The sequence below is a fragment of the Comamonas sp. B-9 genome (assembly GCF_000410635.1).
Classification (GTDB): Bacteria; Pseudomonadota; Gammaproteobacteria; order Burkholderiales; family Burkholderiaceae_C; genus Comamonas.
Genome location: NZ_KE148563.1, coordinates 18,539 through 39,902 on the forward strand (window position 1 = coordinate 18,539; position 21,364 = coordinate 39,902).

Annotated in this window: 23 protein-coding genes; 9 read left to right on the plus strand and 14 right to left on the minus strand. The window is 65.2% G+C overall.

Annotation, left to right across the window (positions count from 1 at the left end):
- Positions 1-11: 11 nt before the first annotated feature.
- Positions 12-1,172, minus strand: coding sequence for an ADP-forming succinate--CoA ligase subunit beta (sucC, locus tag H928_RS0111395; protein ID WP_021026617.1), 1,161 nt, complete (start codon positions 1,170-1,172; stop codon positions 12-14).
- Between the two features lie 562 nt (positions 1,173-1,734).
- Between sucC and argC the strand changes: the two genes are divergently transcribed.
- A complete protein-coding gene (gene argC, locus H928_RS0111405; protein WP_021026619.1) occupies positions 1,735-2,667 on the plus strand; it encodes an N-acetyl-gamma-glutamyl-phosphate reductase in 933 nt (310 codons plus the stop codon).
- Between the two features lie 105 nt (positions 2,668-2,772).
- Here the strand turns inward: argC and H928_RS0111410 are convergent, their stop codons facing one another.
- Genes H928_RS0111410 through H928_RS0111440 form a run of 7 tightly spaced genes read right to left on the minus strand, consistent with a single transcriptional unit; the run spans position 2,773 to position 9,494 of the window.
- Entirely contained in the window at positions 2,773-3,834 is a 1,062-nt protein-coding gene (locus H928_RS0111410) for an ABC transporter substrate-binding protein (RefSeq protein WP_027010839.1), read from the minus strand.
- Positions 3,835-3,845: 11 nt separating this feature from the next.
- Positions 3,846-4,970: an FAD-binding oxidoreductase gene (locus H928_RS0111415; protein ID WP_021026621.1), complete on the minus strand. Its 1,125-nt coding sequence runs from the start codon at positions 4,968-4,970 to the stop codon at positions 3,846-3,848.
- Positions 4,963-6,396, minus strand: a complete 1,434-nt coding sequence (locus H928_RS0111420) for an NAD(P)/FAD-dependent oxidoreductase (protein WP_021026622.1) — start codon at positions 6,394-6,396, stop codon at positions 4,963-4,965. Before H928_RS0111420 ends, H928_RS0111415 begins: the two co-directional genes overlap by 8 nt.
- Positions 6,393-6,755, minus strand: coding sequence for a (2Fe-2S)-binding protein (locus H928_RS27310; protein WP_052329927.1), 363 nt, complete (start codon positions 6,753-6,755; stop codon positions 6,393-6,395). Before H928_RS27310 ends, H928_RS0111420 begins: the two co-directional genes overlap by 4 nt.
- Positions 6,755-7,549: an ABC transporter permease gene (locus tag H928_RS0111430; RefSeq protein WP_021026624.1), complete on the minus strand. Its 795-nt coding sequence runs from the start codon at positions 7,547-7,549 to the stop codon at positions 6,755-6,757. Before H928_RS0111430 ends, H928_RS27310 begins: the two co-directional genes overlap by 1 nt.
- A gap of 17 nt (positions 7,550-7,566) precedes the next feature.
- Positions 7,567-8,424: an ABC transporter permease gene (locus H928_RS0111435; protein ID WP_021026625.1), complete on the minus strand. Its 858-nt coding sequence runs from the start codon at positions 8,422-8,424 to the stop codon at positions 7,567-7,569.
- The gene (locus tag H928_RS0111440; protein WP_021026626.1) at positions 8,421-9,494 is read right to left on the minus strand and encodes an ABC transporter ATP-binding protein; all 1,074 of its coding nucleotides are present in this window, start codon (positions 9,492-9,494) and stop codon (positions 8,421-8,423) included. Before H928_RS0111440 ends, H928_RS0111435 begins: the two co-directional genes overlap by 4 nt.
- Before the next feature lie 200 nt (positions 9,495-9,694).
- Here H928_RS0111440 and H928_RS0111445 point away from each other — a divergent pair, with 200 nt between their 5' ends.
- The 5 genes from H928_RS0111445 to yddG (H928_RS0111465) all read left to right on the plus strand — a co-directional run bounded on the left by H928_RS0111445 (position 9,695) and on the right by yddG (H928_RS0111465) (position 14,026).
- Positions 9,695-10,540 carry an IclR family transcriptional regulator gene (locus H928_RS0111445; protein WP_021026627.1) on the plus strand — a complete coding sequence of 282 codons (846 nt, stop codon included), beginning with the start codon at positions 9,695-9,697 and terminating at the stop codon, positions 10,538-10,540.
- Between the two features lie 48 nt (positions 10,541-10,588).
- Positions 10,589-11,545 (plus strand): glyoxylate/hydroxypyruvate reductase A, encoded by a 957-nt coding sequence (locus H928_RS0111450; protein ID WP_021026628.1) that lies wholly within the window; start codon positions 10,589-10,591, stop codon positions 11,543-11,545.
- Between the two features lie 175 nt (positions 11,546-11,720).
- On the plus strand, positions 11,721-12,659 hold the full coding sequence (yddG, locus tag H928_RS27315; RefSeq protein WP_043339744.1) for an aromatic amino acid DMT transporter YddG: 939 nt from the start codon (positions 11,721-11,723) through the stop codon (positions 12,657-12,659).
- 145 nt (positions 12,660-12,804) lie between these two features.
- Positions 12,805-12,954, plus strand: coding sequence for a hypothetical protein (locus H928_RS32320; protein ID WP_021026630.1), 150 nt, complete (start codon positions 12,805-12,807; stop codon positions 12,952-12,954).
- A 151-nt stretch (positions 12,955-13,105) separates the two neighbouring features.
- Positions 13,106-14,026: an aromatic amino acid DMT transporter YddG gene (gene yddG, locus H928_RS0111465; RefSeq protein ID WP_021026631.1), complete on the plus strand. Its 921-nt coding sequence runs from the start codon at positions 13,106-13,108 to the stop codon at positions 14,024-14,026.
- A 45-nt stretch (positions 14,027-14,071) separates the two neighbouring features.
- Here yddG (H928_RS0111465) and H928_RS0111470 read toward each other — a convergent pair whose 3' ends face one another.
- The 4 genes from H928_RS0111470 to recA all read right to left on the minus strand — a co-directional run bounded on the left by H928_RS0111470 (position 14,072) and on the right by recA (position 16,610).
- Entirely contained in the window at positions 14,072-14,551 is a 480-nt protein-coding gene (locus H928_RS0111470; RefSeq protein WP_021026632.1) for a VOC family protein, read from the minus strand.
- A 108-nt stretch (positions 14,552-14,659) separates the two neighbouring features.
- The gene (locus H928_RS0111475; RefSeq protein WP_021026633.1) at positions 14,660-14,911 is read right to left on the minus strand and encodes a VF530 family DNA-binding protein; all 252 of its coding nucleotides are present in this window, start codon (positions 14,909-14,911) and stop codon (positions 14,660-14,662) included.
- A gap of 84 nt (positions 14,912-14,995) precedes the next feature.
- Positions 14,996-15,445, minus strand: a complete 450-nt coding sequence (gene recX / locus H928_RS0111485) for a recombination regulator RecX (RefSeq protein WP_021026635.1) — start codon at positions 15,443-15,445, stop codon at positions 14,996-14,998.
- A gap of 88 nt (positions 15,446-15,533) precedes the next feature.
- A complete protein-coding gene (gene recA / locus H928_RS27320) occupies positions 15,534-16,610 on the minus strand; it encodes a recombinase RecA (protein ID WP_043339752.1) in 1,077 nt (358 codons plus the stop codon).
- Between the two features lie 190 nt (positions 16,611-16,800).
- Between recA and H928_RS0111495 the strand changes: the two genes are divergently transcribed.
- Positions 16,801-17,289, plus strand: a complete 489-nt coding sequence (locus H928_RS0111495; RefSeq protein WP_021026637.1) for a MarR family winged helix-turn-helix transcriptional regulator — start codon at positions 16,801-16,803, stop codon at positions 17,287-17,289.
- 20 nt (positions 17,290-17,309) lie between these two features.
- On the opposite strand, the gene H928_RS0111500 is transcribed toward H928_RS0111495, so the two are convergent.
- Complete coding sequence (locus H928_RS0111500; RefSeq protein ID WP_084635769.1) at positions 17,310-18,251, minus strand: SdiA-regulated domain-containing protein; 942 nt, start codon at positions 18,249-18,251, stop codon at positions 17,310-17,312.
- A 276-nt stretch (positions 18,252-18,527) separates the two neighbouring features.
- Here H928_RS0111500 and H928_RS0111505 point away from each other — a divergent pair, with 276 nt between their 5' ends.
- Together H928_RS0111505 and H928_RS0111510 are read left to right on the plus strand one after the other, a co-directional pair.
- Positions 18,528-19,214, plus strand: coding sequence for a response regulator transcription factor (locus tag H928_RS0111505; RefSeq protein WP_021026639.1), 687 nt, complete (start codon positions 18,528-18,530; stop codon positions 19,212-19,214).
- 64 nt (positions 19,215-19,278) lie between these two features.
- Entirely contained in the window at positions 19,279-20,733 is a 1,455-nt protein-coding gene (locus H928_RS0111510) for a sensor histidine kinase (protein ID WP_021026640.1), read from the plus strand.
- Between the two features lie 12 nt (positions 20,734-20,745).
- On the opposite strand, the gene H928_RS27325 is transcribed toward H928_RS0111510, so the two are convergent.
- Positions 20,746-21,364, minus strand: a 619-nt coding sequence (locus tag H928_RS27325; protein ID WP_021026641.1) for an SPOR domain-containing protein, incomplete at its 5' end; no start/stop codon positions are given.

Genomic DNA, 21,364 nt, shown 5'->3' on the forward strand with positions numbered 1-21,364 from the left:
TTCTCCAGGGCTTACTTCACTGCGGCAACGATCTTGGTGGCGGCTTCGGCCATGGTGTCGGCCGAGATGATGGGCAGGCCCGATTCGGCCAGCATCTTCTTGCCCAGCTCTTCGTTGGTACCCTTCATGCGCACCACCAGTGGCACGCTCAGGTTCACCGCCTTGCAAGCGGTGATCACGCCGGTAGCGATGGTGTCGCACTTCATGATGCCGCCGAAGATGTTGACCAGAATGCCCTTGACCTTGGGGTTCTTGAGCATGATCTTGAAGGCTTCGGTGACCTTCTCGGGGGTGGCACCGCCGCCCACGTCCAGGAAGTTGGCAGGCTCGCCGCCGAACAGCTTGATGGTGTCCATCGTGGCCATGGCCAGGCCAGCGCCGTTCACCAGGCAGCCAATGTTGCCGTCCAGGCTGATGTAGGCCAGGTCGAACTTGGAAGCTTCCACTTCAGCAGGATCTTCTTCGTCCAGATCGCGCAGGGCCACCAGTTCTGGGTGACGGAACAGCGCGTTGGGGTCGAAGTTGAACTTGGAGTCCAGTGCAATCACGTTGCCCTTGGAGTCACGGTTGAGCGGGTTGATTTCAACCAGCGATGCGTCCGTGTCCATGTAGCACTTGTACAGCTTTTGGCAGATGTCGATGAACTGGGCCACCGAATCAGCAGGCATGCCGATGCCCTTGGCCAGTTCTTCACCATTGGCTTGCGTGAAGCCGGCAATGGGGTCGACCAGCACGGTGATGATCTTCTCGGGAGTGCTGTGTGCCACTTCCTCGATGTCCATGCCGCCTTCGCTCGAAGCGATGAAGGCCACCTTCTGCGTGCCACGGTCGGTCACGGCAGACAGGTAGTATTCCTGCTGGATGTCGGCACCGTCTTCGATGTACAGGCGGCGCACCTTCTGGCCTTCAGGGCCGGTCTGGTGGGTCACCAGCTGCATGCCGAGGATTTGCTCGGACAGCGCCTTCACGTCGTCGATGGTCTTGGCAACCTTCACGCCACCGCCCTTACCGCGGCCACCTGCGTGAATCTGGGCCTTCACCACCCACACGGGGCCGCCCAGCTTCTGTGCTGCTTCCACTGCTTCTTGCACAGTGAAGGCGGGGATACCGCGCGGAACGGGCACGCCGAACTGACGCAAGATTTCCTTGCCTTGGTATTCATGAATTTTCATGATGTCTCTCAGTAAAACAAAATGGGAAAAAACCCGGCGGCCGAGCGCGCAGAACAAAGAATTCGCAAACAAGGCAGAAGGCCTGGCAGTCCGCGAATTTACCATGCTGCACTGCGCCATGGGGGGCAGCGCCTGCAGGAGCCCCAATGCGCTTCCGGGGTTTGTCCGCCGCCGGAATGCATATAGCTATTATTTGTATAGCTAACCAGCCATGTTGGGCAGTCGTCTCCGTGCACCAGGTCTGTCAGCCAAGGCAGTCAATGCCTGTCGGAGGCCCGCGTAAAAGTTGTCGATAAATACCCGAGCGGTGCAGGATTTTTGGCACAGCCGCCCGGTGCTGACACATTTTTGCGCTAGTGCGCACTGCGCTTTGGGACAGCACCGGGCCATCACAGGCCCAAAAACAGCATGTCCAGTGCATCGCACAAGCCTTGGTCAGACCGGACTGCAAATTTGCCATCCTCCTGCACGCATTGCGCCGCTTTGTATGACAATAAGCACTTTCCCGAACCTCAAGCGCCCGCAGCCCCGCAGGCGCCAACCCGCAGCAGGAGTGATGGCAATGGCAAAAGTGTTTATCGACGGCGAAGCTGGCACCACCGGTTTGCAGATTCGCGAACGCCTGGTGGATATGCCCGGCGTGGAGTTGGTAAGCATTGCGCCCGAGCTGCGCAAGGAGCCAGAGGCCAAGCGCGCGCTGATCGCTGGCGTGGACCTGGTCATCCTCTGCCTGCACGACGATGCCGCCAAGGACACCACGGCCATGGTCGACGCCATCGAGCAGGAAACCGGCCGCAGCATCCGCATCATCGATGCCTCCACCGCCCACCGCGTCAACGACCAATGGGTCTATGGCTTCCCCGAGCTGAGCGCTGGCCAGAAAAGCGCCGTGCAAGCGGCCAAACGTGTCTCCAACCCCGGCTGCTATGCCACCGGCGCCATCGCCGTCCTGCGCCCGCTGATCGATGCCGGCCTGGTCCCCGCCGATGCCGCGCTGGCACTGCCTTCGGTGTCCGGCTACTCCGGTGGCGGCCGCCAGATGATGGAAGCCTACGAGGCCGGCGGTGCCGCGCCGTATGAAGCCTATGCACTGGGCCTGACGCACAAGCACATCCCCGAAATCCTGAAATACACCGGCCTGACCCGCCGCCCGGTGTTCATTCCTGCGGTCGGCAACTTTGCCCAGGGCATGCTGGTGCAGCTGCCGCTGCACCTCGATGAGTTGCCCGGCAAGCCGCTGCTGAGCGATCTGCACAACGCCCTGGCCGCCCACTACGCCAAGACCAACCAGGACGAGCAATGGGTGCAGGTGCTGCCGCCCACCGACGACAACAAGCTGGCCGCCGATACCCTGGCAGGCACCAACAAGCTGGAGATCCGCGTGTTCGGCAACGAGCAGCTGCGCCAGGCCGTGGTCATCGCCCGCCTGGACAACCTGGGCAAGGGCGCCAGCGGCGCTGCAGTGCAAAATCTCAAGCTGATGCTGGGTCTCTAAACCACCGCTGCGCCAGCACGACAAAGCCGCCCCCATGGGGCGGCTTTTCTCTGTCTGGGCGATGACCAGATGCCGGGCACTATCCTGCCAGGCACCTGCCGGTGATCAGCGCTCCACCGTGCGGTTCCAGCGCTTGTTCCACTCGGGGCGGTCGGCGTTGACCACATCCCAATCCACAGCCACGGCATTCTTCAGGATGGCGTTCATCTTGTTCTGCTCTTCGGCTGGCTTGCCTTGCAGCTTGGTCTTGGGGTTCACGGGGTTGTAGCTGCCGTTTTCCATCGCCAGCGCCTGGGCTTCCGGGCTCACCAGGTACTCCACCAGCTTTTGCGCCAGCTCGGACTCGGGGTTGTTGTTGAGCACGCACATAGCGGTCATCAGCACGACGGCGCCTTCCTTGGGCGCCACATATTCCATCGGGATGCCCTTGGACTTCATCAGCTCGGCCTGCGTCAGGGTGTAGGGGAAGATGGCGGCATCACCGGCCTGCATCATCTCCACCACCTTGGACGAGTTGGGGATGTACTCCACCACGTTCGGGCCAATGGTCGTCGGCCAGGCCTTGAAGGCCGGGTCCACGTTCTTTTCGTTGCCGCCCTTGAGGCGGTTGAACATCAAAAAGGCATGCAGGCCAAAGGACGAGGCCGGCATCGACTGCACAACCACCTTGCCCTTGAGTTTGGGATCGGCCAGGTCGTTCCAGGAGGTGGGTGCAGCCCAGCCCTTTTCGGCAAACATCTTGGTGTTGTAGGCCAGGCCGGTCAGGCCCATCGACAGGCCAATCGCGCTGTCCTTGATCTTGGCGATGTCCGGGATCTCGCTGTAGCCGGCAGCGGGCTTGAGCTTTTCGCACAGGCCCATGCTGATGGCGCGGTACATCACGCCGTCATCCAGGGTCATGACCTGCATCTGGGCCTTGTCCTTGGAGGCCTGGGCCTTGGCCAGGATGTCGGTCGAGGTGCCGGGCACCACGACGACCTTGACATTGTTGGCCTTCTCGAACGCGGGGAACACGAACTGCGAGTAGGTGCGCTCCATGTTGCCGCCATTCATGCCGATGTAGATGGTTTTGGTCTGTGCCTGCACCGCGCTGGCCGCAGCCACCACAGAGGCCATCAGGGCGATGGCGCGCACAGGAGTTTTGAGGGTCGTCGTCCAAGAAGACATGTGGGTTCCTTTCAGGTTGAACATGCGGGGTCGGTAAATCGGTCTATACGGAAAGCATCAATCGGCGTGCTGCTGCGGCCCTGGGCAATCAGCTCGGCCATCACATCGCCCACGCCCGGCCCGAGCTGGAAGCCCCCGCCGGCAAAACCAAAGGCATGGTAGAGGCCAGCCTGGCGGCTGCTGGCGCTGATGATGGGCTCGTGGTCAGGCAAGGCGCCTTCGTTGCCGCTCCAGGTGCGGATCAGCTGGGCGTTCTTCAACTGGGGCAGCAGCTCCACCAGCTGCGGCAGCTGCGCCCAGACGGTGGTGTGGCGGTTGCGCGCACGGGTGTCGTCCAGCACCAGGCCGGGCCCGCCGCCAAACACCACATTGCCCCGGCGCACCTGGCGGCAGTAGATGCTGCCGCCCTCCACGCCCAGGCTCCAGTGCAAAAAGTAGGGCAAGGGCTCGGTCACGCCCATGGCCGGCGGCCGGATGCGCATCGGCACCGGCTCGCCGCACTGCTCGGCAAACTGGCCGGCCCAGGCGCCTGCAGCGTTGACCACCACATTCGCGCGGATCTCCATCTCGGGCGTGCGCACCACAAAGCGCTGGCCATTGTGTGCCACGTCCAGCACGGGGCTGTGCTCGAACACCTGGGCCCCCGCCCGCGCGGCCGCCGTGGCAAAGGCCGGTGACAGCAGGCGCGGGTTGGCCTGGCCATCATCCGGGCAGAAGGAGCCGCCCACGACCTTGGCGCCGCCGACCGGAAAGCGCTTGTGCAGCTCTGCGCCATCGAGCAGCTGCAGGTCCAGCCCGCAGTCGCGCGTCTTCTCGGCATAGCGCACGAGGGATTCCATATCCGCCTGCGAGCGGGCAATCTTGAAGTGGCCCGAGCGCTCGTACTCGGCCTCGGTGCCGATCAGCGCGGTCAGGCGCCCCCAGTGCTGGTGGGCGCGTTGCGACAGCGGCAGCATCGCCAGCGACCGCCCCTGGCGGCGCACACCACCAAAATTGACGCCGCTGGAGCGCGAGCCGCAGAGATCGCGCTCGACCACCACCACCTGGATGCCGCGTTTGCGCAGGAACAGCGCCGTGCTCGCGCCCATGATGCCGCCACCAATCACCACCACCTCGGTGGCCAGTTGCTTAACCATGGCTGGCCTCCGGGTCCGTGCTGACCACGGTCATGTCCAGCGGCAGGGGCTTGATCGGCGCCTGGCCCCGGATGCGGCCTATCTGCGCCACCGGCACCTTCAAGGTATCGGCCAGGATCTCGGTCGCAGCCACCCCGCACATGCGGCCCTGGCAGCGGCCCATGCCAACCCGGCACAGCGCCTTGATGCGGTTGATATCGCCCTGCGGCTGGGTGGCAGCGGTAGCGCGCAGCTCCCCGGCCGTGATGTTTTCGCAGCGGCAGACCACCAGTTCGTCCGGCGCACGTGCCGCCCAGTCGTCGGGAAAGGGAAACGCCACCTCCAGCGCCTGGCGGAACTGCTGCGTCTTGTCCAGCTGCTGGCGCAGCCTGGCCTGGCGCGCTGCATCGGTTGCAATGCCCCGGTCCTGCAGCAAAGCCAGCGCCGCCAGCTCGCCCGACATCTCGGCCGCGTCAGCCCCCATGATGCCGGCGCCATCGCCCGCCAGATAGACGCCGGGCACGCTGCTGCGCCGGTCGGCATCGATCTGCGGCACATAGCAGCGGTGCAAGGGCGCAAAGGCGAACTCGCAGCCCAGCAGGTCGGCCAGCTGCGTCTCGGGCCGCAGCGCATAGCCCAGGCCGATGGCGCTGCAGTTGGTACGTTGCTCGGCGCCCTGCGCATCCTTCCACACAATAGCCTGCACGCGGTCTGCGCCTTCGGCGCGCAGCAGCTGCACGCCATGGTGCACCGGCACATCGTGGAACATCAGCCAGCTCAAAAAGTACACACCCTTGGCGGTGACCGCCGGCTGGGCCAGCATCGCTGGTGCCGCCTTGTAGCGCTGCACGGCGGGGGCCGTATCCAGCACCGCCAGCACCCGGCCACCGGCCTTGGCGTACTGGTAGGCCACGAGATACAGCAAGGGGCCGGTGCCGGCAAACACCACCGCATCGCCAATCGCACAGCCCTGGTACTTCAAGGCCACCTGGGCGCCGCCCAGGGTGTAGACACCGGGCAGGGTCCAGCCGGGCAAAGGCAGTACCCGGTCGGTGGCTCCGGTGGCGACGATCAGATCGCGCCAGCGCAGGGTATTGGCGGTGCGCTGCGCCGTGTGCAGCAGGTCCAGGCTGTGGCCCTGGGCGTTCCAGACGAGGGTGTCGGGCCGGTAGTCCAACTGCGGGCGCAGGCGGTCAAAGGTCTGGTGCAGGTCGCTGGCGCGGCCGGCCTCAAAGCCATACAGGTCCTTGGGCGTGCGGCCAAAGCCATCGGGCTGGCGGCGGTAGATCTGGCCTCCGGCCTGGGGCGCCTCGTCAATGACGACCGGGCGCAGGCCATGGGCCAGCAGGGTTTGCGCGGCACGGATGCCGGCAGGCCCCGCACCCACGATGACGGGCGGCCCGTCGGCGGGCCGGGGGTCATCCAGGTAGAAATCGCTGCCGATCATGGCTGCACCTGGCTGGCATTGGTGGCGGTAGCCTGGGCCACGGCCTCTGCCGTGGTACAGATCTGCATGCCCGCCTGCAGCAGGGTCGAGCAGGCGCGCAGCTTGCGGCCGGCCTGCTCACCCCCCAGCGTGACCCAGCAGTCCTGGCAGGCGCCCATCATGCAAAAGCCGGCGCGCGGGCTATGGGCAAACTCATGGCTGCGCAGCTGGGCGGACTGGGTCAGCACGGCAGTCAGCACCGTGTCGCCCTGCAGCGCCTGGGCCGGCTGACCGTTGAGCACAAACTGCAGCGGCTGGCGACCCTGCTCCTTGAGGCGCTGCAGCTGGCCGGCCGGCAAAAGAGGGATTGCGTGTGCCATCAGTGCTTGCCGATCAGGATGCGGTCCAGTCCATAGACCTTGTCGAGCAAGAGCATCAGCCCCAGCGTGATGAACACGATCAGCGCCGACACCGCTGCCATCATCGGGTCCAGCGACTCGGTGGCATACATGTACATGCGCACTGGCAAGGTCACCGTGCTGGGCGAGACCACAAAGATCGACATGGTCAGCTCGTCAAAGCTGTTGATAAAGGCCAGCAGCCAGCCGCCGGTGATACCGGGCAGGATCATCGGCAAGGTGATGCGCTTGAACACCTTGGCATTGCTGGCGCCCAGCGAGTACGCGGCCTGCTCGGCGCTGCGGTCAAAGCCAATCAGCGCGGCCATCACCAGGCGCATGGTGTAGGGCATCACCACCAGCGCATGGGCAAAGATCAGCCAGCCAAAGCTGCCCTGGCCACCCACCAGCGAGAACATGCGCAGCATCGCCACACCCAGCACCAGGTGGGGAATGATCAGCGGCGACAGGAACAGCGCCTGCAGCGCACCACGGCCGGGGATCTCATAGCGCACCAGCGCAATGGCGGCGGGCACGGCCAGCGCCGTCGAGATGGAGGCGGCCGCCACCGCCAGGCCCAGGCTGTTCCAGAACGACTGGACAAAATCGGCATGGTGCAGCACCTGCTCAAACCAGCGCAGCGAGAAGCTGGTGGTCGGCAGGGTCAAGGTCTCGGCCGGGGTGAAGGCCACCAGGCAGACGATCACCAGCGGCGCCAGCATGAAGATGATGACCAGCGCGTTGAAGATCAGGGCAATGGGTCCGTTTTTTTGCATGTCAGTTACCTCGCCTCTCAGCCCAGGGTCTTCTTGTAGCGGCCTTCGACCATGCGGTTCCAGCCCAGCATGATCACCAGGTTGGCGGCCAGCAGCACAAAGGCGATGGCCGCGCCCAGCGGCCAGTTCAGCTCGTGCAGGTACTCGTCATAGATCAGGGTGGCGACCATCTTGACCCGGCGCCCGCCCAGCAGGCCGGGGATCGCAAACGAGCTGGCGGCCAGGCCAAACACAATCAGGCTGCCCGAGAGAATGCCGGGCAGCACCTGCGGAAACACCACGCGGCGCAGGGTGGTGAAGTGCGAGGCACCCAGCGACAGCGAGGCGCTCTCGACCGAAGGATCGAGCTTTTGCAGCGAGGTCCAGACGGGGATCACCATGAAGGGCAGCATCACATGCACCAGCGCAATGACGATGGCCGTCTCGTTGTAGAGCAGCTTGACCGGGCCGATGCCCACCAGGCGGAAGATATCGTTGATCAGGCCCTCGGGGCCCAGCAGCATGCTCCAGCCAAAGGCCCGCACCACCACGGAAATCAGCAGCGGCGCCAGGATGATCAGCAAGAAGATGGAGCGCCAGGGCGCGCGCATCTTGCTCAGGATGTAGGCCTCGGGCGCGCCGATGGCGATGCAGATCAAAGTGACCAGGCCCGAGATCCACAAGGTGCGCCAGAAGATCTCGTAGTAGTAGCTGTCGGTGACGATGTGCACATAGTGCTCGATCGTGAAGCTGCCCGCGACCGGACCGGTGTCCACGTGGTAGGCATTGAAGGACAGGATGGTGGTCAGCAGCAGCGGCACGGCCAGCATCACCGCAAACAGCAGCAGCGCCGGAGCGCTCATGGCCCAGGGGGCCCAGGTGCGGCGCTCGCTCATGCGGCCACCCCGTCACCAGCGATCAGGCGCACATTGCGGTCGGACCAGTCAATACCCACCTGGCTGCCCACCTGGTGGGGCGCCTCGCCATCGTTGGCCGCCGTCACGGTGATGCTGCCCAGCGGGCATTCCACCGTGTAGAGCCAGAGATTGCCCAGGAAGAAGCGCTCGCGCACGGTACCCTGGGTGCGGCCGGGCGAAATGGCCGACAGCTGGATTTTCTCGGGGCGCAGGCCCAGCAGCAAACGCGTGCCGTGGCTGGCCGCTGCGGCGGGCACATCCTGCACCGCCATCTGCACATCGCCCACATGCGCCAGCCACTGGCCGCCCTGGGCATGCACGGTGGCCTGCAGCAGGTTGGCCTTGCCGACAAAGGTGGAGATAAAGGCGTTGTGCGGGTGCTCGTACACCGTATGCGGCGTGTCCACCTGGGTGATGCGGCCGGCTTCCATCACCACGACGCGGTCGCTGATCGACATGGCTTCGCTTTGGTCATGCGTGACCATGATGGTGGTCGTGCCCACCTTGCGCTGGATCTCGCGCAGCTCGAACTGCATCTCCTCGCGCAGCTTGGCATCGAGGTTGGACAGCGGTTCATCGAGCAGCAGCACCGGTGGCTTGATGACCAGCGCCCGGGCCAGTGCCACGCGCTGGCGCTGGCCGCCCGAGAGTTCACGCGGGTAGCGGTCGGCATAGGGGCCCAGGTGCACCAGGGCCAGCGCTTCGCTGGCACGCTCGCTGCGCTCGGGCTGCGCCACCTTGCGCATCTCCAGGCCGAACTCGACGTTCTCGCGCACGGTCATGTGCGGGAACAGCGCATAGGTCTGGAACACGATGCCCAGGCCGCGCTCATTGGCCTTGGCGCGGGTGATGTCCTTGCCGTCGAGCTCAATGCGGCCTTCGGTCACATCTACAAAGCCAGCAATCATCTGCAAGCTCGTGGTCTTGCCGCAGCCCGAGGGGCCGAGCAAGGAGACGAACTCGCCCTTTTGCACATCCAGGTTGAACTGGCTGACCACCCGGTTGGGGCCGTACTGTTTGGAGACGTTGTGGAGACGCAGAAAACTCATGGAAATCACCTCGGTGGCACAGGGTTGCGGGGCCCGTCGGCCATGTCGCACGGATGAACGACATTTGCAACTATTTGTCTATTTTCGGAATGTGGTTTGAATCCACACACGGTGTAAACACTGATAATGGAAGATAAATTTGATTTATTCCGATAAATGGAATAAAAATCAAATGTACCGAATTTTTATTCCGAAAAACCATGAGCACCGACACCTCTGAGGACAACAGCCACCAGCGCGGCACCCTGCACCGCAGCTTTTTGGTGATGCGCGCGCTCGCCGCGCACCAGACCGAAGGCGTGCGCGTGACCCACCTGGCCAAGGAAATCGGCCTGACCCAGGCCACCACGCACCGGCTGCTGCAGGGGCTGATCCAGGAGGGCATGGTCGAGCAGGACCAGGTGCACAAGCTCTACCGGCTGAGCCTGGATTTGTTCTCGCTGGCCGCCCAGGCCGGTGCGGTGAGCGACCTGCGCAGCCTGGCGCGCCCAGTGTTGCTGCGCCTGTGCGCCAGCCTCAATGACACGGTGATCCTGATGGTGCGCTCGGGCTTTGACGCGGTCTGCCTGGACCGCATCGAAGGCCAGTTCCCGATCCGCACCTTTACCGGCGATATCGGCGGGCGCGTGGCGCTGGGCGTGGGCCAGGGCTCGCTGGTCATCCTGGCCAACCTGCCCGAGGCCGAGCGCGAGGAGGTGCTGCGCTTCAACCTGCCGCGCATGCAGCACTACAACGTCTATGACGAGGTCTACATGCGCACCGAGATCGACAAGGCGCACCGCCAGGGCTATACCGCCAAGAACTCCGGCCTGCTCGAAGGCATGGCCGGCCTGGCCGTGCCGGTGTTTGACCGGGGTGGCCAGGTGGTCGCGGCCCTGTCGATCGGCACGCACACCGCACGCCTGAGCGACGAGCGCCTGCCCATCGTGCGCGACATGCTGCTGCGCGAAGCCAAGACCTTGAGCGCGCAGATCAACCCCTTTGACCCGACCTTGCGCCACCCGATGCATGCGATCTCCACCGGGGACCGCACCCGCTCGATGTAAGCCCAGCCCTGTCACCTTCCGTTTTTCTGCACTTCAACGCCCCCCGCCATGGCCTCCAGCACTCCCTTGCACCTCATCATCAAAAGCGGCGGCAGCGCTGCGATCCCGGAATGGACGGCCCTGTTTGCCGAATTTGCGCCGCATGTGGTGGTGCATGACTGGAACACGCCACCCGCCGATCTCAGCCTGGTGGATTTCGCGATGGTCTGGGAGCCCGAGACTGGCGCGCTGGCCCGCTTTCCGCAGCTCAAGGCCATCTTCAGCTCGGCCGCTGGTGTGGACCATATCCTGGCCGATAGCGAACTGCCGCCAGCGCTGCCCATCGTGCGCATGGTGACGGGCGAGTCGCAGCAGCGCATGGCCGAGTTCTGCCTGATGGCCACCTTGATGCTGCAAAAAAACATGCCGCGCGCGTTGGCCCAACACCGCCAGCAGCAGTGGATCGAGTTCAACCCGCCCTATGTGGCCAGCGAGCTGCGCGTGGGTATCCTGGGCCTGGGCACCCTGGGCGCTGCAGCGGCGCAGATGCTGCGCGCCGTGGGCTACCCGGTGCAGGGCTGGTCGCAAACGCGCAAGCAGATCGAGGGCGTGACCAGCTACTGCGGCCAGGACGAGTTGGCCGCGTTCTTGCGCAGCAGCCAGGTGCTCATCTGCCTGCTGCCCGATACGCCGGCAACCCGGGGCATTCTCAATGCCCAGCTGTTTGCCCAGTTGCCCACCGGCGCCCAGCTGGTCAATGCTGGCCGGGGCACGCAGCTCCACAGCGCCGACCTGGTGGCCGCGCTCGACAGCGGCCAGCTGGGCGCTGCGCTGCTGGATGTGACCGAGCCCGAGCCCTTGCCGGCCGATTCGCCGCTGTGGACGCACCCCCGCGTCATCCTCACGCCCCATATCGCCGCCAGCGCCAGCCGCCGCGCCAAGGCGCGCCAGGTGGCCTTGTCGATGGCGCAGTGGCAGGCCGGGCAGGCGCTGGACAACTGCTTTGACCGGGTGCGCGGCTACTGACCAACCCGGGTACATGGGGCCGGCCAGGCAGCTGAACGCTGGGCCGCTGCAAAGCCACCACTGGCGCCACTGGCGCCATATCCGAGTGTTTTGCGATGCCAAGCCCTTGGCCCCATCAGGGCCGCCCAATAGCCGCTAGGATGCGAGCCGCCCTCGTCTGCATCCCCTCTTCTCCATGTCCACCCCTTCCCTTGTGCCCAGCCAGCGCGCGACGCTGATTGGGCTTTCTGCCGTGCTCTGCTGGTCTGCACTGGTGAGCCTGTTCCGCAGCGTTGCCGAACACCTGGGGGCGATCGGCGGGGCCGCCTGCGTGTTCTCGCTCAGCGCCTTCTTGGTGACCTGGCGCTTTGGCCTGCCGCGCGCCGCACAGCTCAAGGCCATGCACCCGGCCTATCTGCTGGGCTGCGGCCTCTTGTTTGTGCTCAACGAGATCGCTTTTTCGCTGTCGATGGGCTGGGCCAGCCACCGGGGCCAGACGCTGGAGCTGGGCATGATCAACTACCTCTGGCCCAGCCTGACCTTGGTGATGGCCACGGTGCTGGGCCTGCAGCGCTTTCGCGCCGGCCTGGTGCCGGGCGTGCTGCTGTCGATGGCCGGCATTGTGCTGGTGGTCAAGGGCGACAATGCGCTGTCCCTGGCCAGCCTCTGGGCCAATGTGCAAAGCAACCCGCTGGCCTATGCGCTGGCGCTGTGCGCGGCCTGCCTCTGGCCCTGCTATTCGGTGGTGTCCAAGCGCTACACCCAGGGCGCCAATGCACTGCCGGCCTTTCTCTGGGCCGTCGCCGCCGTGCTCTGGATCAAGTACGCGCTCAGCCCCGAGCCACCGCTGCGCTTTAGCCTGCCCGCACTGCTGCAGCTGGGCCTGCTCAGCGGCTTGACCGCCCTGGGCTACAGCTGCTGGGACCATGGCCTGCGCGCCGGCAACCTCACGGTGATGGCCGTGGGCTCCTACTTCACCCCCGTGCTGTCTGCGCTGGTCGGCACGCTCTGGCTGCAGGTGCAGCCGTCCTGGAGCTTTTGGCAGGGCGTGGCCCTGGTCACGCTGGGCTCGCTGGTGTGCTGGTGGGCCACCCGCAGCCCGGGGCCGGCCGATGGCAAAAAGCTGGCGGGCTAAGCACCTGCCCGCGCTTGCCAGTGCCAACGCGGGGCGGCATCGCCAGCCTTTGTATACACATGCAAACACCTAGGTGGCGCGCCATGGCCAAAAGCGCGCGCCGCACTATAGTGGGCGGGTTGCCCGTGTTTTTTCCGAGCTGCCCATGGACTACTCCCGCCCCAACCATATCCCCACCGCCGCCGAGCAAGAGGCCGACAAGCGCCTGGAGCTGCGTGGCCTGATCGCATTTGCCGTGCTCACCGTGGTGGCGACCATCGCTGCCGCGCTGGTCTTTGGCAGCCATATCAGCTAATCGCTGATTTCTTCACCCCTCGGAAACGACACCGCCAGCGTGGCTGCCGGGTGTGGCTGCGGTCCGCTGGCCGTCTGCCTGCAGAGCTGCGCTTTTCCAGCTAGGATGCAAGGCTGCTTTTCGCAGCTTTCCCTGCATCCACCGCGCGCCCATGTCTTCCTCTCCGATCTCCCCCGCCCAGGTCCCTTCGCAACGCGCCACCCTGATTGGCCTGTCGGCCGTGCTGTGCTGGTCCACCTCGGTGGGCCTGTTTCGCAGCGTGGCCGAGCACCTGGGCCCCATTGGCGGGGCGGCGGCGGTGTTCAGCTTGGGAGCCTTGCTGGTCACGCTGCGCTTTGGCCGCCCGCGCCTGGCGCAGCTGCGCGCCATGCACCCGGCCTACCTCTGGGGCTGCGGCCTGCTGTTTGTGCTCTACGAGATCGCGCTGTCGCTGTCGCTGGGCTTTGCCAGCAACCGGGGCCAGACCTTGGAGCTGGGCATGATCAACTACCTGTGGCCCAGCCTGACGATTGTGCTGGCGACAGCCTTTGGGCTGCAGCGCTTTCGCTTCGGCCTGGTGCCGGGGGTCTTGCTGGCCATGGCCGGCATTGTGCTGGTGCTCAAGGGCGACAGCGCGCTGTCCATCGCCAGCCTCTGGGCCAATGTGCAAAGCAATCCGCTCGCCTATGGCCTGGCGTTCTCGGCCGCCTGGCTCTGGCCTTGCTACTCGGTCATCGCCAAGCGCTATGCCCATGGCGCCAACGCGCTGCCGGCCTTTCTCTGGGCCGTGGGCGCGGTACTCTGGGTCAAGTACGCGCTCAGCGATGAGCCGGCGCTGCAGCTGTCGCTGCCGGCCATCGTGCAGCTGTGCATGCTCAGCGGCCTCACCGCGCTGGGTTACAGCTGCTGGGACCACGGCCTGCGCGCCGGCAACCTTACGGTGATGGCCGTGGGCTCCTACTTCACCCCCGTGCTCTCCGCGCTGGTCGGCACGGTCTGGCTGCAGGTGCAGCCGACCTGGAGCTTTTGGCAGGGGGTGATGCTGGTAACGGCCGGCTCGCTGATCTGCTGGTGGTGTACCCGCAGCAAATAGCGCCACGCGGGAAGCGCCACGCGGGACAGCGCCCGCGCTGAATATTCAGCCTTTGCGTGCCGCTTCCAGCGCGGCAATATCGATCTTGGTCATGCCCATCATCGCCTCGAACACGCGCTTGGCCGCGGCGCGGTCGGGGTCGGACATGGCTGCAGTCAGCATGCGGGGCGTGATTTGCCAGGAGATGCCCCAACGGTCCTTGCACCAGCCACAGGCGCTTTCCTGCCCGCCATGGCTGACGATGGCGTTCCACAGGCGGTCGGTCTCGGCCTGGTCATCCGTGGCGATCTGGAAGGAAAAGGACTCATTGTGCTGAAAATGCGGCCCGCCGTTCAGCCCAATGCAGGCAATGCCCGCCACGTTGAACTCCACCACCAGCACATCGCCCTGCCGGCCATCGGGGTAGTCACCCGGCGCGCGGTGTACCGCGCCCACGGCGCTGTCCGGAAAAGTCTGGGCATAGAACTGCGCGGCATCGAGCGCATCGCCCTGGTACCAGAGGCATACGGTATTTTTTGCGGTCATCGTCGGTCTCCTGTTTGCACAGACGACTAGCCTAGCGGCTCACAGCCCACCTGCAAGTAGGACAGCGCTGCACAGCAAGGGCGCCGCCGCACTGCGGGCAATGAGGCCTCAGCCGCCGCTGCGCCTTTTCTCGCGCAGCATGAACAGGTACAGGCCCTCGACCTTCTCGCGCGCCCAGGGCGTTTTGCGCAAAAAACGCAGGCTGGAGTTGATGCTCGGGTCCAGGCAAAAACAACGCACGGGGATGCGCTCACCCAGCTCTTCCCAGCCAAAGTACGCGACCAGCTCGTTCAGGATGTGCTCCAGGGTCAGGCCATGGAGGGGGTTGTTGGGCTGTTCGGCGGTGCTCATGGCCGCCATTGTCGCCCAGCCGGGGCACGGGCCGCGTGGCTGGGGCTTTGTGGGCCGCACATCTGCGCAGCCCGGCGGGGCACTCTTCAGCGGCTAATCGCCATCTCCGCCGCGCAGCACCTGGCGCACCACATCGCCGCCAAACCCCCGGCTGGCCAGAAAGCGCATCTGCTTGGCCCGCTCCTGCGGGCTCTCGGGCGGCGCGCCAAAACGGCGTTGCCAGACCTCGCGGGCACGCTGCAGCTCGGTGCTGCGCAGGCGCTCGCGGGCATCGGCGATCAGCGGGGCATCCACGCCTTTGTGGCGCAGCTCCTGCAGCACGCGGCTGGCGCCATAGCGGGCAGCCTTGGTGTGGATCACGCTGTCCACCACGCGCTGGGCGCAGATAAAGCCCTTGGCTTCGAGCTCGTCGAGGATGGCCGCTAGGTCATCGCCCTCTTGCACATGGGGGCCGAGCTTGGCCAGCAGCTCTGCGCGCGAATGCTCGCGCTGCGCCAGATAGCGCAGCGCCCGGCCCTTGAGGGAGAGTTTGCTGAAAGACATCGGATCAAATTGCTATAAAACAAATAGCTGCTTGCGCACAGCTTCTGTGCACAAGCAGCCATTCTCAGCGTTCGCTCTTAGGGCGCGATCAGCCTTCGGTGCCGGTCGCTACCGGGCCGTCCACCACGCCGTCTTCGGCGGGGCGCAGGCTGATGTTCAGGCTCTCGCGCACCTTGTTCTCGATCTCGATGGCGAGGTCGGGGTTTTCGCGCAGGAACTCACGCGAGTTGTCACGGCCTTGGCCAATCTTCTCGCCGTTGTAGGCGTACCAGGCACCGCTTTTCTCGATGATGCGGGCGGTGACGCCCATGTCCAGGATTTCGCCTTCGCGCGAGATGCCTTCGCCAAACAGAATGTCGAACTCGGCCGTCTTGAACGGGGGCGAGACCTTGTTCTTGACCACCTTGACCTTGGTCTCGTTGCCGATGGCCTCATCGCCGCGCTTGATGGTGCCGGTGCGGCGGATATCGAGGCGCACCGAGGCGTAGAACTTCAGCGCATTACCGCCGGTCGTGGTTTCGGGGCTGCCGAACATCACGCCGATCTTCATGCGGATCTGGTTGATGAAGATGACCATGCAGTTGGTCTTCTTGATCGTGGCGGTGAGCTTGCGCAGTGCCTGGCTCATCAGGCGGGCCTGCAGACCGGGCAGCTGGTCGCCCATTTCGCCTTCGATTTCGGCCTTGGGGGTCAGCGCGGCGACCGAGTCGACCACGATCAGGTCCACCGCGCCGGAGCGCACCAGGCTGTCGACGATCTCGAGCGCCTGCTCACCGGTGTCGGGCTGGCTGATCAGGATATCGCCCAGGTTCACGCCCAGCTTTTGGGCATAGCTGGTGTCCAGCGCGTGTTCGGCATCGATAAAGGCGCAGGTGCCGCCCAGCTTTTGCATCTCGGCAATCACCTGCAGGGTCAAGGTGGTCTTGCCCGAGGACTCCGGGCCGTAGATCTCGATGACCCGGCCGCGCGGCAGGCCGCCAACGCCCAGTGCAATATCCAGGCCCAGCGAGCCGGTGGACACCACCTGGATGTCCGACACCGCTTCGCCTTCACCGAGCTTCATGATGGTGCCCTTGCCGAACTGCTTTTCGATCTGGGCCAGGGCGGCGGCCAGCGCCTTGGCTTTTTCGCTGTTGGCTTCGGGTTTGGTGGCGGTGGCGTTCATGGATTTCTCCTTGCGTTTGATGGTCATGTCTTCGATCTGGAGATCCAGCTGTTTGCATATACAGCCTGGATGCTTGAACAGTAGTTTATGGGATGGGTATATTTTATAGAAGTACTTTTTTAGTCAGTTTAGTTGACTATATGTACAATAGCGACTTCAGCCCTTTTCAGCCATTGCAGGCCTGCTCACCATGCCCATTCTTCTGCCCCATCTGCCCGACGACAGCTGGCGCCTGACCCATATGGGCCGGCTGCTGGGCCATGCGATGCGCCGTTTTGATGCCCGCGTGCTGCAGCTGATGGCCCAGGACGAGGCCGTGCCGCTGGCGCTGTCGCACCTGGCCGAGCGCGACCAGGTGAGCGCCGCCCACATCCACATCACCCGCCACCTGTCGCTGGCCGGCGACCGCCTGGTGGATCTGGCAGCGCGCGCCGGCATGAGCAAGCAGGCCATGGCCCAGCTGGTGGACCAGTGCGAAGCCTGGAACCTGGTGACCCGCGAGCGCGACCCGCGCGATGCCCGCGCCCGCACCGTGCGCTTTACCGAGACCGGCCTGCTGTGGCTGCAGGCCTTTGAACGTGCCGTCAGCCAGGCCGAGGCGGAGTTCCGCGCCGAGGTCGGCGAGCAGGTCGCCACCGTGATCCAGCTGGGGCTGGAGGTGTATGGGGCCGACAGCTGAGCGGCTGCGCCTGGCCGCGTTCAGCGGCGCTTACGCGCGAATTTGTAGAACAGGTTGGGCTCGGAGACGATGTAGATATTGCCGCTGTTGTCCATGGCCAGGCCTTCGGGCTGCGGCACCCGCTCGGCCAGCCCTGCCATATCGGCCCACAGCGGCATCACGCTGAGCAGGTCGCCGGCGCGGCTGTACTCGTACAGCACCGACGATTCCTCCCCCAGCAGCAGCAGGTTGCCGCTGCGCGGATCGACCTCGATGGCGGCCAGGTCGGTGCTGGGCATGTCGTCCACCGCCGGCACCTCCCAGGTCGAGACCTTCATATCGACCAGTCCCGGCTTGAGCTTGGACAGCGGCGCATCCATCACCAGCACCTGCATGGGCCATTTCTCGGTCACGGCCAGCAGCTGCTGGCGCTTGGCATCCCAGCCCAGGCCTTCAAGCGCAAAATTCTTGATGGCAATGTCATTGAGCTGCACATAGGGGCTGTGCTCCAGCGACACCTCGGTCACGCCCTTGCCAAACTGCACCCAGTGGATGCGGTTGGTACGCTCGTCGGCAATCGCAAACCAGTCGCCCTGGATATGGGCAATGCCTTCGGTGTCGCGGGCGCCCAGCAGCGGCGCCAGCCGCAGCAAGCGGCCATCGGTGCTCAGCTCGGCAATCTGGGGCGGGCGGTTGGTCACCGCAAACAAGGTCTGGGTCTCGGGGTTGAAGGCCAGGCCCGAGAGGTTGTCGGCAATGCCGCTGACCACCTTGGCATCGATGCTGACCTGGTAGTGCGGCAGGTTGGCAGGCGGCGCCGAGCGCGGTGCCGACTGCAGCGCATCGGTATGCCCCGGCATCGCAATGACGTGGTGCCACTGCAGGTACAAGGCAGTCAACACCAGCAAGGCCGTGACCAACACCAGGCGGCGCTGTCGCTGCGACGCCTGCCACCTCACCTGTACCTTGGGCCCTGGTCTCATCACCACCTGCTGCAGTCACACCCCACCAGCCACAGGCCGGGTGCCTGCGTGTTCTGGTCAAGACGAGGCGCTATCCTACGTGAGAGCTGCCTCGGTTTGATGACGCCGGGGTCGGTTTTACGTCTGTGCAACAAAAAAACAGGGGCTCAGGACCGCACACCACGGCCTTGCAGCCCACCCGCTTTGATCTATGCTTAGGTGGCCAGCAAGGCCATGGACTCGCCTAGAATCATTGACACCATCCACATCACGACTACAACACCGATAGGAGACCGCATGCGAATACTGATTGCCGAGGACGACCAGGTGCTGGCCGATGGCCTGCTGCGCAGTCTCCGCAACTCCGGCGCCGTGGTCGACCATGTCTCCAATGGCACCGAGGCCGATGCCGCCCTGATGGCCAACAACGCGTTTGACCTGCTGATTCTGGACCTGGGCCTGCCGCGCATGCATGGGCTCGAAGTGCTCAAAAAGCTGCGCGCCCGGGGCTCGGCCATTCCCGTGCTGATCCTCACCGCCGCCGAGAGCGTCGATGACCGGGTCCAAGGCCTCGACCTGGGCGCCGATGACTACATGGCCAAGCCCTTTGCGCTGTCCGAGCTCGAAGCCCGTGTGCGGGCACTCACGCGCCGGGGCGTGGGCATGAGCACCAGCCTGATCCAGCATGGGCCGCTCGCCTATGACCAGGCCGGGCGCGTGGCCACGTTCGACGGCCGCATGCTGGAGCTGTCGGCCCGCGAGCTGGGCCTGCTGGAGGTGCTGCTGCAGCGCTCGGGGCGGCTGGTCAGCAAGGACCAGCTGGTCGAGCGCCTGTGCGAATGGGGCGAGGAGGTCAGCACCAATGCGATCGAGGTCTATATCCACCGCCTGCGCAAGAAGATAGAAAAGGGCCCCATCCGCATTGCCACCGTGCGTGGCCTGGGTTATTGCCTGGAGAAGATCCAGCCACCGGCCCCGCACTGACCCCCCACCCTCCGGCCACAACGGGGCGATGGCCGCCCCCGGCCCCATTCACGCAAGGACAGCCTTGGCCCTGTTTCGCAGTGAGCAGCGATCTTTGTTCGGAGAGATCCTTGACTGGATGCTCACGCCGCTGCTGCTTTTGTGGCCCGTATCGCTGGCATTGACCTGGCTGGTGGCCCAGGACCTGGCCAACAAGCCCTTTGACCGCGCGCTCGAATACAACGCCCATGCGCTGGCGCAGCTGGTGGGGGTGCAGGGCGGCAAAACCTATTTCAACCTGCCGCTGCCGGCCAGCGAGATCCTGCGCGCCGACGACGCCGACAAGGTGTACTACCAGGTGACCACGCCGTCGGGCATGTTCCTCGCGGGCGAATCGGCGCTGCCCATGCCCGCCAAGGACCTGGAGCGCAGCGTCGGCATGGTCCAGCTGCGCGATGGCGAGCTGCGCGGCGTCGATGTGCGCATCGCCTGGATCTGGGTGCAGCTGTCGCTGCCCGAGCCCAACCTGGCGCTGATCCAGGTTGCCGAGACACGCGAGAAGCGCAGCGTGCTGGCCACTGAAATCATCAAGGGCGTCATGCTGCCGCAGTTCGTCATCCTGCCGCTGGCGGTGCTGCTGGTCTGGCTGGCGCTGGCGCGCGGCATCAAGCCGCTGCACCTGCTCGAAGAGCGCATCCGCGCGCGCAAGTCCGAAGACCTCTCGCCGATCCAGCACAAGGATGTGCCGCTCGAGGTGGTGCCGCTGGTCGACTCGGTCAATGGCTTGCTCGAGCGCCTCAACGATTCACTGGCCACGCAGAAGCGCTTTCTCGCCGATGCCGCGCACCAGCTCAAGACCCCGCTGGCGGGCCTGCGTATGCAGGCCGAGATGGCCCAGCGCGCCGATGCCAAGGAAGACGACCTCAAGCTGTCCTTGCAGCAGATCGGGCGCTCGAGCATTCGCGCCACGCACACCGTCAACCAGCTGCTGTCGCTGGCGCGCGCCGAGGGGCCCAGCGCGCTGCTGCAGCGCACGCCCTGCAATCTGGCCGAGATTGTGCTGGATGCCATGCATGACGGCATTGACCGGGCCCTGGCCAAGCACATCGACATGGGCTACGACGGCATGCAGGTCGATGACCGCGAGGTCTGGGTCAACGGCAATGCCACCTTGCTGGGCGAGCTGGTGCGCAACCTGCTGGACAACGCGATCAACTACACGCCGTCCAACGCCAGCGCGCCGGGCATCATCAATGTGCGCCTGATGGCCGACCCCTTTGGCCATGTGATCGTGCTGCAGGTGGAGAACTCGGGCCCCGGCATTCCCGAGGAAGAGCGCGAGCGTATTTTTCAGCCCTTCTACCGCGTGCTGGGCAGCGAGGTCGATGGCTCGGGCCTGGGCCTGCCCATCGTGCAGGAAATCGCGCGCCAGCATGGCGCCACCGTGGGCCTGGAAGACGCCCACCCGCGCCAGGCCCAGCGCGGCGTGGTGTTCAGCGTATGCTTTCAGACCACGCTGGCGCCGCAGCCGTCCAGCTGAACGGCGCTGCCATCAGGAGCAGCTGCGCAGGTCCTTGCCGTCCATCACATGCCAGCTCTGCACGCGCTTCTTGGTGACCGCATCCATCTTGGGCCAGCGCACGGTGTAGCTCACGGCCTCGGGGCGCTCGACCACCACCTTGGCGCCGCTCACGCCTTTTTTGCCCATGGTCGCCAGATGGCGCTCGGCCGCCTCTTCACTGGAGAAGCGCCCCAGCGAGATGCCCGGCTCCAGGCTGGCGATGCGGGCGCGGTCGGTGCTGATGTCGAGCGCACGCAGCTCGTCGCGGCGCGTGTCCAGCGCCTCCTGGCTGCTGAACTTGCCGACATAGACCATCCAGCGGCCCGCGCTGGTGCTGCTGTCCAGGCGCCAGCTGCCTTCGGGCAGCTTGGCCAGTTGCAGGCGCAGCGCATCAACCTGCTTGGCGTCAAAGCTGCCGGCCACCAGGCATTCCTTTTTCTCCGGCTTCTCCGCTTTGTCTGCCAGCTTGTCGGCGGGCTTGTCCGTTGCTTTGTCCGTTGTTTTGGCCGCGAGCTTGTCGGCTTCGGCAGCCGCTTTGTCTACGCTGTCGGCGGCCGGCTCCGCCGCCGCAACAGCAGCGGGCTCAGGCGCGGGGGCGGCCACCGGTGCC